Annotated in this window: 16 protein-coding genes and 1 tRNA gene; 8 read left to right on the top strand and 9 right to left on the bottom strand. The window is 63.3% G+C overall.

Annotated elements, in window-relative coordinates; genetic code table 11:
• Positions 1–112: 112 nt before the first annotated feature.
• Positions 113–997 (bottom strand): LysR family transcriptional regulator, encoded by an 885-nt coding sequence (locus tag BF95_RS07830; protein WP_051519904.1) that lies wholly within the window; start codon positions 995–997, stop codon positions 113–115.
• Between the two features lie 127 nt (positions 998–1124).
• Here BF95_RS07830 and BF95_RS07825 point away from each other — a divergent pair.
• Positions 1125–1198, top strand: a tRNA-Gly gene (locus BF95_RS07825).
• A gap of 17 nt (positions 1199–1215) precedes the next feature.
• Here BF95_RS07825 and BF95_RS07820 read toward each other — a convergent pair.
• Positions 1216–2205: a LacI family DNA-binding transcriptional regulator gene (locus BF95_RS07820; RefSeq protein ID WP_043150607.1), complete on the bottom strand. Its 990-nt coding sequence runs from the start codon at positions 2203–2205 to the stop codon at positions 1216–1218.
• Between the two features lie 115 nt (positions 2206–2320).
• On the opposite strand from BF95_RS07820, the gene BF95_RS07815 reads away from it, so the two are divergent.
• From BF95_RS07815 to BF95_RS07785, 7 genes are all read left to right on the top strand, one after another.
• On the top strand, positions 2321–2509 hold the full coding sequence (locus BF95_RS07815) for a DUF4169 family protein (protein ID WP_043150579.1): 189 nt from the start codon (positions 2321–2323) through the stop codon (positions 2507–2509).
• A gap of 102 nt (positions 2510–2611) precedes the next feature.
• Positions 2612–3829 (top strand): argininosuccinate synthase, encoded by a 1218-nt coding sequence (locus tag BF95_RS07810; protein ID WP_043150577.1) that lies wholly within the window; start codon positions 2612–2614, stop codon positions 3827–3829.
• A gap of 94 nt (positions 3830–3923) precedes the next feature.
• Positions 3924–4577 carry a methyl-accepting chemotaxis protein gene (locus tag BF95_RS30635; protein WP_051519900.1) on the top strand — a complete coding sequence of 218 codons (654 nt, stop codon included), beginning with the start codon at positions 3924–3926 and terminating at the stop codon, positions 4575–4577.
• Between the two features lie 127 nt (positions 4578–4704).
• The gene (locus tag BF95_RS07800) at positions 4705–5361 is read left to right on the top strand and encodes an EF-hand domain-containing protein (RefSeq protein ID WP_043150606.1); all 657 of its coding nucleotides are present in this window, start codon (positions 4705–4707) and stop codon (positions 5359–5361) included.
• Positions 5362–5509: 148 nt separating this feature from the next.
• Entirely contained in the window at positions 5510–6229 is a 720-nt protein-coding gene (locus tag BF95_RS07795; RefSeq protein ID WP_006956807.1) for a response regulator, read from the top strand.
• Positions 6226–7569, top strand: a complete 1344-nt coding sequence (locus BF95_RS07790) for a sensor histidine kinase (protein ID WP_043150573.1) — start codon at positions 6226–6228, stop codon at positions 7567–7569. Before BF95_RS07795 ends, BF95_RS07790 begins: the two co-directional genes overlap by 4 nt.
• Before the next feature lie 99 nt (positions 7570–7668).
• Positions 7669–8703, top strand: coding sequence for a tetratricopeptide repeat protein (locus BF95_RS07785; protein WP_235209627.1), 1035 nt, complete (start codon positions 7669–7671; stop codon positions 8701–8703).
• Positions 8704–8799: 96 nt separating this feature from the next.
• On the opposite strand, the gene BF95_RS07780 is transcribed toward BF95_RS07785, so the two are convergent.
• The 7 genes from BF95_RS07780 to BF95_RS07750 form a co-directional block, all read right to left on the bottom strand.
• Positions 8800–9852 (bottom strand): flagellar motor protein MotB, encoded by a 1053-nt coding sequence (locus BF95_RS07780; protein WP_043150571.1) that lies wholly within the window; start codon positions 9850–9852, stop codon positions 8800–8802.
• 3 nt (positions 9853–9855) lie between these two features.
• Positions 9856–10719, bottom strand: coding sequence for a flagellar motor stator protein MotA (gene motA, locus BF95_RS07775; RefSeq protein ID WP_043150570.1), 864 nt, complete (start codon positions 10717–10719; stop codon positions 9856–9858).
• A 102-nt stretch (positions 10720–10821) separates the two neighbouring features.
• Entirely contained in the window at positions 10822–11667 is an 846-nt protein-coding gene (locus BF95_RS07770) for a flagellin (RefSeq protein WP_043150569.1), read from the bottom strand.
• Positions 11668–11685: 18 nt separating this feature from the next.
• Positions 11686–13062, bottom strand: a complete 1377-nt coding sequence (locus tag BF95_RS07765; RefSeq protein ID WP_235209626.1) for a flagellar hook-associated protein FlgK — start codon at positions 13060–13062, stop codon at positions 11686–11688.
• Entirely contained in the window at positions 13019–13324 is a 306-nt protein-coding gene (locus BF95_RS07760; protein ID WP_043150605.1) for a rod-binding protein, read from the bottom strand. The genes BF95_RS07765 and BF95_RS07760 overlap by 44 nt, the downstream gene beginning before the upstream one ends.
• On the bottom strand, positions 13324–14400 hold the full coding sequence (locus tag BF95_RS07755; RefSeq protein WP_235209625.1) for a flagellar basal body P-ring protein FlgI: 1077 nt from the start codon (positions 14398–14400) through the stop codon (positions 13324–13326). The genes BF95_RS07760 and BF95_RS07755 overlap by 1 nt, the downstream gene beginning before the upstream one ends.
• A gap of 92 nt (positions 14401–14492) precedes the next feature.
• Positions 14493–15170 carry a flagellar basal body L-ring protein FlgH gene (locus tag BF95_RS07750; RefSeq protein ID WP_043150603.1) on the bottom strand — a complete coding sequence of 226 codons (678 nt, stop codon included), beginning with the start codon at positions 15168–15170 and terminating at the stop codon, positions 14493–14495.
• Between the last annotated feature and the right edge of the window lie 7 nt (positions 15171–15177).

The following is a 15177-nucleotide window of genomic DNA, read 5'->3' as shown; positions in this document are numbered from 1 at the left end:
CATCCTTGGCAACGGGAAGAATGAGACCCTGTAACCAATATGATATGGTATATCAATATCGGCTCGTCGCTTTTCCGTTGCAGCGCAGCATTCGCGCTACGATCTCCGACGGTTACAGGAAGAGAAAGTCCGCCAGCGCCTCGACCGCCGGGGTTTCCGCGGCATCGGGCCGCACCGCCTGGCGAATCTCGACTGCGGGCAGGGGCATGTCGAGCGCGATCCGCTTGATGCCCTCCATCCGGCCCAAGTCACGCGCCAGCGGACCGAAAGCCGCGAACAGGCCGACATCGTCCCGCAAGGCCGCCATGATCGCCGCCATATTGTCGTTTTCCAACGCCACCGGCCCCGACCGGACCTTGCCCTTGGCCAGCGCCGCCTCGATCACCGCGCGCATCGCATTATCCCGCTCCATCGCCAGCATCGGCGCTGCGGCCAGATCGGCGCGCGATACGCTCTGCGAGCGTGCAAATGGATGATCCGCCCCCGCATAGATATTGACCGGCTCCGACCAGCCATAGCGCGACGGAAAATCCGCTGGTGCTTCCAGTGCATAGAAATAGGCGATGTCGGCGCGCCCCCGCTTGAGCGCGGCGTCCGCGTCCGCCGCCGACTGGACATGCAGGTCGAGCGCGATCGCAATATCCTCGTTTGCCGCCTCGAACGCCGCCAACGCATCCTGCAAATGGCCGAACACCGGCGCAGGCGCAGCCAGCATGATGGTGCGGCGCGGTGGTTCGGCGGCAATAGGGGCAGGGGGCGGCATCGGGGCAGCGGCCACGGCAGCCGGGCGATCCCAATCATCCGCCTTATCCTGCGACAGCAACGTCATCGCCTCCGCCGTCTTGCGTCCGGCCGGGGTCAGCCGCGCCCCCCCCTCCAGATCGTCGAACAACCGATAGCCCAGCCGCATTTCCAGCGACGCAAGATCGCGGGCAATCTGCTCAGGGGGCAGGCCCATGTCATTGGCACAGCGCGCTAAATTCCCCGCCGCCACCATCTGCGCGAAAAGGTCCAACTGGCGCAGGATGGTGTGTCCATCCCTACCTGATAGAGGAAATGCCAAGCCGGTGTAAGGGCGATCTTGACGAAGCCTGCCCAATGATGGCAGGGCGCTCTCCTGCCGGGCGGGTATAGCTCAATGGTAGAGCACTAGCCTTCCAAGCTTGTGATGCGGGTTCGATCCCCGCTACCCGCTCCAGCAATTGCTGCCAGAGATCAGCTCGGTTTCGGTCCTGAACTTGCCCTTTCCATCAGCGTGAATAGAAATTCGGGCGCATCGGTCGGGCCGTTGGCGAGTGCGTCGATGACTGCACGGCCCATATCTTCGAGTGGCTGGCGCACCGTCGTCAATGGCGGCCAGGACGTCAGGCTAGCCGGCGTATCATCGAAGCCGACCACAGAAAGATCCTCCGGCACGCGTAAACCGATGCGATGTGCCAGCGTCAGCACGCCCAGCGCCATATCGTCATTGGTGGCGAAGATCGCACTTGGCGGGTCGGGTAGCGCCAGCAAGGCCTCGCCCGCCGCGATGCCGGACGTGAAGGTGAAGCCGCCGCCGACGAACAGGCTCTCGTCGACCGGCACCGCCGCTGCGGCCAGCCCGTCGCGAAACCCCTCGACCCGGCGCAATGCCGATCGGTGCTTGGCGGGCGGCGTGATGATGCCGATCCGGCGATGGCCATGGGCGATCAGATGGTCCGCGACCATGCGCCCGGCGGCGCGTTCGGGGGTATGGATGTTGAAACCGGCACCGACCACCGATCCGGCGATCCGCGCGCAGGGCAGGCGCAGTTCCGCGAGCCGCGCCAGCAAGGCTTCGTCATCCGACAAGGGCGGCACCAGCAACACGCCATCGGGGCGCAGGGCGGCCATCAGCCGTTCGAGCACGTCGAACTGCTCTTCCCCGCCCGGGGAGATCGGTTCGACGACGAGATGATAGCCCAATTCGCGGCAGCGCGCGGCGGCCCCCGACTGGATGCCGCTGATATAGCCCGGCGCGGGATTGCTGTAGAGATAGGCGATCATGAACGACCGTCCGCCCGCCAGTCGTCGCGCCGACTGATTGGGCCGATAGCCCAGCTCGCGGATGGCGGCCTGCACTCGGTCGCGCAATTCGCTGCTGACATTCGGGGCGTTGTTGACGACGCGCGACACCGTCTTGATGGAAACCTTTGCCAGGGCGGCGACATCGTGGATGCTGGTCATGGATGCGATCGGCTCGAAACAACGGAAAGACCCGTCATGCGGGGCGAAGGCGGCGCTTGGCAAGTCGCGATCATGCGCCCTATGTTCCGCCGATGCAAAAGAGGCGGGGCGGGACATGGGTGACGTGATCAATCTGCGCCAGGCGCGCAAGGCAAAGGCCCGGTCGGACAAGGCGCGGCACGCGGACGTCAACCGAGCGAAATTCGGCCGCACTAAGGCGCAGCGACAGGCCGAGGATCAACAACGCGCACGACAGGAGGCCGCCGTCGATGCCACCTATCGGGAAGATCGCGCGCCTGAATAGACCGGCACGGCCTGGCCCTGTTCCAGTTGCACTTTTGCCCCTTGCCTGATACCCGCCCGCGCATCATCCGCGCCATTCCCGAATAGAAGAGTCGCCCCATCTATGTCCGACAAGATCAACCGCATCGTCCTCGCCTTTTCCGGTGGCCTCGACACCAGCGTGATCCTGAAATGGCTGCAACAGACCTATCAATGCGAAGTGGTGACTTTCACCGCCGATCTGGGGCAGGGCGAGGAACTGGAGCCCGCGCGCGCCAAGGCCCGGATGATGGGCGTCAAGGAAGAGCATATCTTCATCGACGACCTGCGCGAAGAATTTGTGGCGGACTATGTCTTCCCGATGATGCGCTCCAACGCGCTCTATGAAGGCCTCTATCTGCTCGGCACGTCGATAGCCCGCCCGCTGATCGCCAAGCGCCAGATCGAGATCGCCAAGATGGTGGGTGCCGATGCGGTCAGCCATGGCGCGACCGGCAAGGGTAATGACCAGGTCCGCTTCGAACTGGGCTATTATGCCCTCTCGCCCGACATCAAGGTGATTGCGCCGTGGCGCGAATGGGATTTGACCAGCCGCACCAAGCTGATCGAGTTCGCCGAACAGAATCAGATCCCGATCGCCAAGGATAAGCGCGGCGAAAGCCCCTTCTCGACCGACGCGAACATGCTGCACACTTCGTCCGAGGGTAAGGTGCTGGAAGATCCGTGGGATGAAGTCCCCGACTATGTCTATTCGCGCACGGTCAATCCGGAGGACGCGCCCGACGCGTCCGAATATATCACCATCGATTTCGAGCGTGGGGATGGCGTGGCGATCAACGGCGTTGCGATGAGCCCCGCGACCCTGCTCGAAACGTTGAACGATTATGGCCGCAAACATGGCATCGGCCGCCTCGATCTGGTTGAAAACCGTTTCGTCGGCATGAAATCGCGCGGCATGTATGAAACGCCGGGCGGCACCATCTATCACCTCGCCCATCGCGGCATCGAGCAGGTCACGCTTGATCGCGGCGCGGCGCATCTCAAGGACGAACTCGCCCCGCGCTATGCCGAACTCATCTATAACGGCTTCTGGTTCAGCCCGGAGCGGGAGATGCTGCAGGCCGCGATCGACCACAGCCAGGAAAAGGTCACCGGCACGGTTCGCCTCAAACTCTATAAGGGCGGCGTCTATATCGTCGGCCGCAAATCGCCGCACTCGCTCTACAGCGAGAAGGTCGTGACCTTCGAGGACGATGCCGGTGCCTATGATCAGCGCGATGCGGCGGGCTTCATCAAATTGAACGCCCTGCGCCTGCGCCTGTTGGGACGGCGGGACCGCTAACGCGGCGGCCGTCTGCTTGCGGCTTCATCTCGTCGCATGCTTTGCCAACTGTTAACCAATAATGCCCCATCCCGCCGGAATGGAGGGACGTGGCATGCACGGTATAACATTGGAAACAGCATCCGTCTGTCGCGCCATCGAGCGATCAACGGCGATCGTGAGCTTCGACATGGCTTGCCGTGTGATCGGGGCCAACGATAATTTCCTGGCCCTCTTCCGCTATGATTTTGTCGACATTCAATTGCGACCACATAGCCTGTTCTGCGAGCCGGGCTTTGCCGACACGGCCGAATATGCGGCCTTCTGGGATCGGCTGCGCGCCGGCCATTTCGACACGGGCGTCTATCGCCGACAGGATCGGCATGGCCGCCGCGTCTGGATCAGGGGCAGCTATAATCCGATGTTCGATGAACATGGCGTCCAGACCGGCGTCATAAAGTTCGCCACCGACATCAGCGCCGAACAGGAAGCGATTGCCGCGCGCGAGGATGCCGAACAGCGATTGGGCCGCCAGGAACGCGACCGCCGCGCCAGCATCGAACGGGTGCTCAGTGAAGTGAGCGGCATCGTCGATGCGATTGACGGCATAGCCCGCCAGACGAATCTCCTAGCGCTCAATGCCACGATCGAGGCGGCGCGGGCAGGGGATGCCGGACGCGGCTTTGCCGTTGTCGCGGCGGAGGTCAAGAAGCTGGCGCTCGACACCCAAAACGCGACCCGAGACGCCCGTGCGGTGATTTCCGGCTGATCGTGCCTGTTACACGTTGCGACAAAGTCGTGCATGCCTGACATAGTTGCGGGACAAGTTGGGCCGATAAGCATCTTCAAGGACGGCGAAACGTCGTTCCGCATAGATGCTTTGGAAGGAACAGGACATGATCCGCAAGTTTTTTGGAACCGTCGCTCTTGGCTCGCTCTTTGTCGGCGGCCTCGCCGCGTCGCACGTCGCTTTCGCCCAGCCGGGCGATGGCCCCGGTCGTGGTGGCCGTGGCGGTGGCATGATGAGGATGGCCGACACCAACAAGGATGGCACGATCACGAAGGCGGAACTGACCGCTGGCCTTGAAGCGCGCTTCGCCAAGATGGACATCGACAAGGATGGCAAGCTGACCCAGGCCGATCGCGATGCGATGCGCACCCAGCGCCTCGACATGCGCTTTGCCAAGCTGGACACCGACAAGAATGGCCAGATTAGCAAGGCCGAAATGGCCGCCGCGCAGGAGGGCAGGGCTGACAAGCGCGCGGACAAGCGTGCCGAAGCGGGCAAGCCCGGTGGGCCGGAAGGTCGCCATTGGGGTGGTCGCCATCATGGTGGCCCCGGCAAGGGCGGCAAGATGATGGGCGGTCGCGGCGACGCGAACAAGGATGGCATCGTGACGAAGGCTGAATTCATGGCCGGACCGATGGCCATGTTCGACAAGGCCGACGCCAACAAGGACGGCCAGGTCACCGCCGACGAAATGAAGGCCGCGCGTCAGGCGATGCGTGGCGCCTGGAAGGACCGCAAGGCAGCCGCTCCGTCCGCCAACTGATCGAACACCCCCCGTTCACGGGTCCAGGCCCGGCATTCCCCTGCCATCCCTGAACCGGACTCGTGAACCCTGCTGGAAGGGCGAAGACTGGCTCCCCCGCCACGCCTTCGCCCTTCCAACTTTTTCCCGCCCATGACAGACAGGCGCAATGAGCGAAAAACCCCACCTCCTGCTCGTCGATGACGAGCGTTCGATCCGCGAGCCGCTGGCGCAATATCTGTCGCGCAACGGCTTTCGCGTCACCGCCGTCGATAGCGCGGCGGAGGCGCGGATTCGTTTGAACGCCAATGCGATCGACATGGTGATCCTCGACATCATGATGCCGGGTGAGGATGGGCTGTCGCTCTGCCGCCACATCCGCGAGACCAGCGAAATCCCCGTCATTCTGCTCACGGCCCGCACCGAAGAGACCGATCGCATCGTTGGCCTGGAAATGGGCGCGGACGATTATGTCCTCAAACCCTTTTCCCCGCGCGAACTGGTCGCCCGGATCAAGGTGATCTTCCGCCGCGTCGCCACCGGCGGCCAGCGCGTGACCGCGCCGGACGGGGCCAATTACAGTTTTGCCGGATGGCTGCTCAAGACGCAGGAACGCACGCTGGTCGATAGCGAGGGCGTGTCGCTGCCGCTCTCGACGGCGGAATATAATCTGATGCTGGCCTTTGCCACCCGTCCCAATTCGGTGCTGAGCCGCGACCAGCTGCTCGACATCACCCAGGGGCGGGAGGCCAATGCCTTCGACCGCGCGATCGACAATCAGATCAGCCGCCTGCGCAAGAAGATCGAGCCTGACCCCAAGAACCCGACGCTGATCAAGACCGTATGGGGCGGCGGCTACACGCTCTCCGCCGACGTGCGCAAACTGTGAAGCGCCTCCGCCTCTGGCCGCAAAGCTTGGTCGGGCAGATCATCGCGCTCGTCGCGCTGGCATTGTTCGTGGCGCAGGCGATCAATTTCGGCCTGCTCTATCGCGAGCGCATCCGGCTGCAATTGACCGCGCAGACCGCGCCCGCCGTGTATCGCGTGGTCGATGCGCTCGACAACCGCCCCGACCGGCCCGGCCCGGCGCGGATGCGGGCGCGCTTCGTGCAGGGCGCGCCGCAACTGACCGGCGAAGCCCGTCCGGACATCGAAAAGCGGGCGGCGGCTATGTTCGAGGATATCGGCCTGCGCATCCTGACCGTGCGCGTGGTGCAGGATGACGCCGTGATGCCGATGCGCCGCTGGGAACGGATTCGCGTGCGCGCCGATGGCGAACGGCCGCATGATCACCGGGTCGAGCGGCTGACGCTGGCGGCCGAATATGAACCGGGCAAATGGGTCGTCACGCAAGCCCGCAGCGGCGATCGCCCGGCACGCTTCGGCGGCTGGCTGATCGGCCAGACGCTTATCCTTTATGTCATCGTCCTGTTGCCGCTGCTCTGGATCGGCAGTCGGCTGGCGCGCCCCCTGAAGCAACTCACCGGATCGGCGCAGCAATTTGCGCGTACCGGTGCGGCCGACGCGGTGGACGAACGCGGCCCGGGCGACGTGCGAGATCTGACCATGGCGTTCAACGCCATGCGGTCGCGGATTATCGCCATGCTGGACGAAAAGGACCGGATGCTGGGCGCGATCGGCCATGATCTGCGCACCCCGCTCGCCTCGCTGCGGGTGCGCGCCGAGTCGGTCGAGGATGATGCCGAGCGGGCGCGCATGTCCGAAACCATCGATGAGATGAACCGGATGCTGGAGGATATCCTCTCGCTCGCGCGTGCCGGACGCAGCACGGAATCGGTGCAGAAGGTCGATCTCGCCGCGCTCGCCGATGCCGTGGTCGAGGATTTCATCGAACTGGACTCCCCCGTGGACATGACCGAAAGCGACCGCGCCGTCGCCTTCGTGCGACCGCAACAGATCCGCCGCGCGCTGCGCAACCTCATCGAAAACGCCATCGTCTATGGCGAACGCGCCCATGTGTCGGTAGTGCGGGAAAGCGGTTCCATTCGACTGGTCGTCGCCGATGCCGGCCCCGGCATCGCCGAAGACCGGATGGAGGAAATGCTCGAACCCTTCACCCGCCTCGAAGGATCACGCAACCGTGAAACCGGCGGCGCGGGCCTCGGACTGGCACTTGTGCGCGCGATCATGGCCGAACATCAGGGCGAACTACGCCTTACCAACCGCGCCGAAGGCGGACTGGAGGCAAGTTTGGTACTGCCTGCCTGATCGAGTTCGTGGTGTGTCTTCCGTCGTCGGCAAGGTGAAGAGCTTGCATCTCCCTTGCTGATCGCGCAGCTTTAGTCTCCGCAACAGAGGATATGTCCGATGCTAGGGCTTTTGCTTCTCCTCCAGATGCCGAGCGATATCGTGGTCACGGGCCAACGCCTTGTCGAGGCGCAGGCAGAATGCGTCCAGACAGGCTGCACCCCGCTCCGCGATGCGCAGGCAACGATTGCCCTGGCGGAAGTACAGTTCAGGGACGGCCATTATCGCGATGCAAAACGGCTGCTGGCGGCCGCGATTGACCGGAATGAGAAGCAGGCCGCCGCTGCGCCCAGGCCTGTAGCCGCTCTGTATGAGGCCTATGCGACGGTCGCCCTTCATGAGGGTGACAAGCAGACCTATCGGCGTGCCGTCGTCAAACAGGTCCGAATCTTGCGGGAACATCTGCCGGACGATGATCCCTCACGCATCTCCGGTTCGACGGCTTTGGGCGACATGTGGATCGCGCTCGAAGATTATCGGCAGGCAGAGATTACATATCGTGGCATCGAACAGAATGCGTTGGCGTCGGGCCAGGATAAGGCCGCGATGCTGGCCGGCATGAAACGGGTATGGCTGAACGCTGCGCGTGGCGATGAGCGGACGTCGATCGAACTGCTCGACCAGCTTGAACAACGTCCGCTCGCGCAAAACCCGGGCTATCAAACCGCGCTGCGGGTTCTTCGTCTTCGCCTGGCGGCGCGGCAGGCGGATGAAACGGAAATGACCCGACTTATCGCTGAACTTGGCCAAAGTGGCGGCAAGGAGGCGGTGCTCGTCTGGTCGCCGCCCTATGGTTCGACCGCAGCACAGGCTGCCAGCACGGATGCTCGGACATTTGGGGGAGGGGATCTGGCCGCTGCGACAGCGAGCGACTATAATAGCATCCGCTGGGCAGATATCGGCTTTTGGATACGCCCCGACGGACGCACCGAGGATATAGAAATTCTGCGGGGTTCCTCATCGAAAACCTGGATCAAACCCGCGCTTAATCAAATCGCTGGCCGTCGTTACTCTTCGACCACGGGCCAAGACGACGGCAAGGGCAATATCGCATCGAGCGATTCACGCAGAGAAGCGACTATATCCTTCCTATAGGAAGCCATATTAAGCGGCGCATCGCAACCGGTGGCTATGACATACTTGATCTAAGCCAGGCACCCGCAGACCCCCCAGGCTGAGCGTTTCGATTGCTTAATGCTTGCTGGCCTTGCTCGACCCACTACCCGCGTCAGCATTGATCAGGGTCGCGCCGGTGGGCAAAGCGGTGCCGCCCATGTCGAGCTGCCGGGCCTGCTCCGTGGCGACGCGGACAGGGTCGTCGCGTTCCTTGATCGCCGCCCTGGTCTCTGCGTCCATGTCGTCGTCCGACGCCGTCTGGCCGCCGCGGGTCCAGCCCAGGATGATCGACATGCGCCGATTGCGCGGGTCATAACTATCGCCCTTGATGAAGGGTTCGCGGTCGGCGACACCTTCGATCCGGGCGAAGCGGGCATTGCCGATGCCGCTGTCCGCCAGCGCCTTGCGCGTCGATTCGGCGCGGGTGGAGGACAGCAGCCAGTTATTCATCGTCCGCCCCGACGCATAGGGCAGGCCATCGGTATGCCCGCGCACGATCAGCGGGTTGGGCATGGTCTGGAGCACCGAGGCCACTTCAGCGACCAGCGCGCGCGCCTGCGGCACCAACCGGTCCGTACCCATGGCGAACATCGCAAAGTCCGCCTCATCGATCAGGTCGATGCGGAGCCCTTCGCGGATTTCGGTAAAGCGCACATTCTTGCGCAGTTTGGCCATGCCGCGGCGGCTCATCCGCGCTTCCAGATCCTTCTTGATCGATTCGAATTTCTGGCGGTCGGCGGCGCGCATTGCCTTGCCGCCCTGGTCCTTGGTGCCGCTCGCATCCCTTGGGATGGTGATCGACAAATTGCCCTGGCCGCCGGTGGTCGGATAATTTTCCTTGCCCGTGATGCTGTCGCCACCCATCATCCCGGTGGCGCCGGCCGACCCCATCTTGAGTTCCACCAGCGTCGGTGTGAAATAGTCGGCAAGCGCCTTGCGCTGCTTTTCGGTGGTCGCACCCAGCAGCCACATCAGCAGGAAAAAGGCCATCATCGCCGTCACGAAATCGGCATAGGCGACTTTCCACGCGCCGCCATGATGGCCGCCATGGCCTTGGACGATGATCTTCTTGACGATGATCGGCCGCGGCTCGGGTTCGTTCGCCCCGCGCTTCTTTTCCCCCGCCACGCCTTATTTGCCCCGCATGCCGTCGAACACTTCGGCAAAGGCCGGCTGGTTCGCATGGGGAAGGCTGGAGCGCGCCGCTTCGATCACCAGCGGCTGCGGGTGACCGTGGAGCGATGCGACGATGATCTGCTTGACGACATGATAGATCGCGCCGTCCGCTTCGATCACGCTGCGGCATCGATTGGCAAAGGGATTGACCATGCCATAGGCAAGCAACACGCCCAGGAACGTGCCGACCAGCGCCGAACCGATCATCGCGCCCAAAATGGCAGGCGGCTGGTCGATCGACCCCATGGTCTTCACCACGCCCAGCACCGCGGCGACGATGCCCAGCGCGGGCAACGCGTCGGCCAGACCCTGGAGATTGTCGGCGGGCTTGATCGCTTCATGATGATGGGTCTTGAGGCTGTTATCCATCACATCTTCGACCGCATGCGGATCGAGCGTACCGGACGACACCACCACCAGACGCAGCGTATCGCTGATCAAGTGGATCAGCGTTTTGTCCTTCATCAGGCGCGGATATTCGGTGAAGATGGTCGAACTCGCGGGATCTTCGATATGGGGTTCCAGCGCAACCGGCCCTTCGACACGCAGTGTCTTCATCAGCTTGCTGACGAGGAAGATGCAGTCGAGGAAATCCTGTTTCTTGTACTGCGGCCCCTTGAACACCTTGGCCAGGCCACCGCCCAGCGCTTTAAGGTCGGCACCCGAATTGCCGATGATCAGCGCGCCGACGGCCGCGCCACCGATGATCATCATTTCATGGGGCAGGGCGTGGAGCACGGGGCCGATATCGCCGCCGGTGATGATGAACCCGCCAAATACCATGACCAACAGGACGACAAGGCCGATGACTGCAAACATGGTAATCCCCGAAAAATCTGCCCTAGGGCATCGACCCGATAAAAGAGTCCATCACTTGGTTAATACGGACTGGTTAGCGGGAGGTTTAGAATGGCGGGCTTTTTAGCCGATCAGGTCGAACAGGGTCTGCCGGTTGATCCGCGCAAAGCTGGCCTGCGCCGCTTCGAGTTGCAGCAGCTGCGCCGACACATTGGCAATGACTTCGGTCAGGTCGGTCGATTCCAGCCCAGCGCGCCGTTCGGTCAAGTCTAGGCCGATGTCGGTCAGCCGCGTGCCGATGACGTCCAGCCGGTCGCTGCGCACGCCCTGCCGGGCCTGTTCTACGACGATATGGTTCTGCCCCGCCTTCACCGCGCCCAGCGCACTGGCAAGGTCCGCATCGTCGCCATTTTCCAGCGCGGCCATCGTCTGGCCCAATATGGCGTCGATCGACATGGGTGTGCCGTCGACGTCTATGCCTTCGGACACATCCTGCCGGGTGCCGACGACGGCAAGGTTCAGGCCCCGGCTGACGGGAACCAATACGCTTTGCCCATCGTCGAACACCGGCGTGCCCTGATAATCTCTCTGGTTGAACAATTCGCCGATTGTCGTGCGGATCGTCGTTATTTCCTCCAATATGGCCGCACGGCTGGTCTCGTTGAGCGATCCGTTCCGTGCCGATGTAACCAACACCTGCGTGCGCTGGAGCAGGCTATCCACCTCGCTCAAATTGGCCTCCGCATTGACGGCGCGCGCCGTGCCATAGCTGATATTGGTTTGCCAGGCGGCCTGTTGCGACTGGGCGCGGGCAATGTCGGAAACCTGTACCCAGGCCAGCGGATCGTCCGACGCCTTGTTGAGGGTGACACCAGTGGACACCGCTGTCTGCCCATCGACGATGCTTTTCGACAGGGACTGTTGCCGCCGAATCTCGGCGAGCATGATCTTGTGCGTGATGCCTACCATGGTTCAGCCCTTTGCCGGTCAGATGATCTGGAGGATCGCATCGATGGTTTCCTTCGCGATCTGAAGGATTTTGGCGCTGCCCGAATAGGCTTGCTGGATACGCAGCAATTCCGCCGCTTCCATATCGAGATCGACGCCACTCACGGCTTCGCGGGCGGCCACGGCCTGGTCGTTCCGCCCTTGTGCGGTGGTATATTCCGCTTTGGTCGCGCCCAGCAGATTGGCCTGGCTGGCAACGAGCGCCGTCCACCCCTGTTCGACGCCGCCATTGCTGCGCAGGGTGGAGGAAACTGTCAGCAGATTGCCGTTGAGCGTTCCGTCGGTCGAACGCAGCGCCAGATCTTCGGGATCGAGCGCCAATAGGGTCACGCTGGCTGCGCTGCCGCCATAGGTCAGCACGGGCGCACCGGCCGCGCCGCCATCTGTCACGCCCTGTCCATGCCAGTCGTTGATGTTGGTCACGAACTGTTCGGCCAGCGTGTCGAGGTTCGCGGTACGGTCGGCAGCCGTGTCGGCTGCGGAGAACAGCCCACCCAGCGCGCCGCTCGCGGGGGCGGAAAGGGCGGTGCCATCACTCAAACTGAGCGAAAGACGCCCGTCGCCGTCGGCGGCAAGCGACAGGCTGGCGGCGCTGTCGCCGGTCACCAGCGTCTGTCCGGCGAAGCCGACGGTGGCGACGCCCAAAGCGCCGAAGCTGATGTCGATGTTCAGATTTGCGTTAAGCGTCAGCAAGGTCGCATCGCGGCCATCGAGCAGCTGTGCATGCGCCGATGTGCCTGGCTGGGCGCGCAGCAGGCTATTGTTGATTTCCGCCAGCGCCGACAAAGAGGCGTTGACGGTGCTGATGGCGGACTGGCCTTCGGTCGCGATCCCCTTCGATACCGCATCCAGATCCGTCGCGGTCTGACGAAAGGCGTCCGCAACACGGCCGATACTGTCCAGCGTCGTGACGCGCAGCGACGTGTCGCTCGGCGCGGCGGCCAGCTTGTCCATATTCTGGAACATGCCGATCAACAACTGGCCGACGCCGGTGCCGCCATCGTTCAGCGCGACTTCGGTATCCCCCTGCCAGCGCAAACGGGCGTCGGCACTGGCGAGGTTCATCGATGTCATGCGCACGCTGGCGTCGAGATAGGGGTCTGCACCGCGATTGACGCTGACCACCTGCGTCCCGCCGAAATTGGCGCGGGCGGTATAGTAGGTCATGGTCGCGGTGGACGATCCGGATTCCGTCGTCGTCACGCTGCGCCGCGTATAGCCTTCTGAACTGGCATTGGTGATGTTTTCGGCAATCGCCGCCATCGCCGTGCGATAGGCGCGGGTGCTGATGCGCCGATGGTGAAGAGATCGCTCATTCGCCTTTGGCCGGGGCGGCGGGTGCGACCCGTTCGCCAAATTGCCCGATCAGCAGTTGCGCGATGCCCATGCTGTTGCTGCCCGCCAGCGCGTCTGCGGTGCGCGAATCGGCCATCGATTGGAACTGCTCTGTCGCGCTGGAATCGCTGATTCCTTCGGCAAGGCTGGCCGATCGCATCGCGCCGATCATCTGACGCAGGAAGATCGCCTCGAACTGCTGCGCCGCCTTTTCAAGCGCTGCCTTGTTCGCGGCGCCTGCACCGGACGCGGCCGTGGCGGATGGGGTCGTCGTCACCTGCATCATAGCACCACCAGTTCCGCCTTCATTGCGCCCGCCTGTTTCAAAGCTTCGAGGATGGCGACCATGTCTGCGGGGGAAGCCCCGATCGCATTGACCGCCTTCACTATATCGGCCAGCGACGCCCCACCTTTAAAATTAACCATAGGTTTCTTTTCTTCCTCGACGCTGATGGCGCTCTGCTGCTCCAGCGCGGTCTCTCCCCGGCTGAACGGCGCGGGCTGGACGATGCGTGGCGCTTCGTTGACGCTGACGGTCAATTTGCCATGGGCGACGGCGGCCGGATGGATGCGGACTGCGCCATTGATGACGACGGTGCCGGTGCGGGCGTTGACGATCACCTTGGCGGCGGCGTCAGCGGGCGAAATCACGATATTCTCGATCATGCCCATCATCATGATGCGGTCTTCCGCGCCGGGAATGGCGTCGATCGCGACCGATACGGCGTCCATCGCGCGCGCGCGCCGATCGCCAAAGGCGAGGTTGATGCCGTCCGCGACGCGCAGCGCCGTGGTCAAGTCGGCTTCGGCGAGGTTGAAGGTCAGGGTCGGTGCGGTGTCAAAACCGGTGGCAACCGCGCGCTCGACCGTCGCGCCGCCAGGGATGCGCCCGGCCGAGGGAATGTTGACCGACACCTGGCTGCCATCCGCACCGGATACGCCAAGGCCGCCGACCGCGAGATTGCCCTGTGACATGGCGTAGATTTCATTGTCCGCGCCGCGCAGAGGCGTCATGATGAGCGTGCCACCGCGCAGCGACTTGGCCTTGCCCAGTGCCGAGACCGTGACGTCCAACCGCTGGCCTGGCTTGGCAAAGGCGGGCAGGTCCGCCGTCACCAGCACAGCCGCCGCATTTTTGAGCGCGGGATTGATACCCTGCGGCAAGGTCAGGCCAAAACGCGAAACCACGCCCTTCATGCCCTCGGTCGCATATTGCAGACTGTCATCGCCCGTGCCTGCAAGGCCGACGACGATGCCATAGCCCGTAAGCTGGTTTGGCCGAATGCCCTGAAACGTGCCCAGATCCTTGACCCGCTCGGCCTGTGCCGGCGTTGCGACCAGCGTAAGGATTATGGCCATGGCGGCCATTGCGTGGCGCACCAGATGGCCCAAAGAAACAATGACGGAAGATAGAAGACTGGCAAACGCGGCCATGGGGCGTATCCGTTCCATCAGAAGGGGCTGATCATCGAGAAGAAGCTCTGCAGCCAGCCTTGCTTGCTGGCGCGGGCGATTTCACCCTTGCCGGTGTAGATGATCTTGGCATCGGCCACGCGGGTCGAAGCGATGCGGTTGTCCGGGCTGATGTCGGCCTGACGGACGAGGCCGCTGATCTGGATATATTCGTCGCCGCGATTGAGCGTGAGCGCCTTCTCGCCCTTCACCAGCATCGTGCCATTGGGATAGACCGCCGCGATCGTCACGGTGATTTCGCCCGACAGAGCGTTGGATTGGGTCGCACCACCTTGGCCGGCGAAGTTGTTCTGGCCGCCCATCGCCACATCGCTGGCCGAAAAGAGCTTGGACAGCACACCGCTGGTGGGCGGCGTCAGCCCGATATTGCCGTTGCGGCTGGTGTCGGCGCTGTTGCTTTTGGTCGCCTGGGTCCGTTCGACCAGGACGATGGTGATGATGTCGCCGACCGTCGTGGCGCGCGCGCCGCTGGTGAGCGGCGTATAGCCCACGGCCACCTGGAAGATCGATCCATTGGCTTGCGGCACGGGCGGCTGCGCAACGACGGTCGGCGCATAATGCGCCCGTTCGACATCGCGCTTCTTGCCCGCGATGGCAGGGGACACAGCGACAGTCAGGCCGACAAGGCCGACCAGGGTGAGGAGGGGAAAGCGCATCATGTCA

The organism is Sphingobium sp. Ant17 (genome assembly GCF_000588875.1).
In the GTDB taxonomy this organism is placed as follows: domain Bacteria; phylum Pseudomonadota; class Alphaproteobacteria; order Sphingomonadales; family Sphingomonadaceae; genus Sphingobium.
Note: the sequence above shows the minus strand (reverse complement) of the source record. Positions and strands in the feature narration are given on the sequence as shown.

Coding starts and splice junctions, on each gene's coding strand:
- BF95_RS30635 (WP_051519900.1), top strand. CDS start 3,924: ATGCACGGTATAACATTGGAAACAGCATCCGTCTGTCGCGCCATCGAG.
- BF95_RS07795 (WP_006956807.1), top strand. CDS start 5,510: ATGAGCGAAAAACCCCACCTCCTGCTCGTCGATGACGAGCGTTCGATC.
- BF95_RS07800 (WP_043150606.1), top strand. CDS start 4,705: ATGATCCGCAAGTTTTTTGGAACCGTCGCTCTTGGCTCGCTCTTTGTC.
- BF95_RS07760 (WP_043150605.1), bottom strand. CDS start 13,324: ATGCAGGTGACGACGACCCCATCCGCCACGGCCGCGTCCGGTGCAGGC.
- BF95_RS07785 (WP_235209627.1), top strand. CDS start 7,669: ATGCTAGGGCTTTTGCTTCTCCTCCAGATGCCGAGCGATATCGTGGTC.
- BF95_RS07815 (WP_043150579.1), top strand. CDS start 2,321: ATGGGTGACGTGATCAATCTGCGCCAGGCGCGCAAGGCAAAGGCCCGG.
- BF95_RS07770 (WP_043150569.1), bottom strand. CDS start 11,667: ATGGTAGGCATCACGCACAAGATCATGCTCGCCGAGATTCGGCGGCAA.
- BF95_RS07830 (WP_051519904.1), bottom strand. CDS start 997: ATGGTGGCGGCGGGGAATTTAGCGCGCTGTGCCAATGACATGGGCCTG.
- BF95_RS07750 (WP_043150603.1), bottom strand. CDS start 15,170: ATGCGCTTTCCCCTCCTCACCCTGGTCGGCCTTGTCGGCCTGACTGTC.
- motA (WP_043150570.1), bottom strand. CDS start 10,719: ATGTTTGCAGTCATCGGCCTTGTCGTCCTGTTGGTCATGGTATTTGGC.
- BF95_RS07755 (WP_235209625.1), bottom strand. CDS start 14,400: ATGGCCATAATCCTTACGCTGGTCGCAACGCCGGCACAGGCCGAGCGG.
- BF95_RS07820 (WP_043150607.1), bottom strand. CDS start 2,205: ATGACCAGCATCCACGATGTCGCCGCCCTGGCAAAGGTTTCCATCAAG.
- BF95_RS07810 (WP_043150577.1), top strand. CDS start 2,612: ATGTCCGACAAGATCAACCGCATCGTCCTCGCCTTTTCCGGTGGCCTC.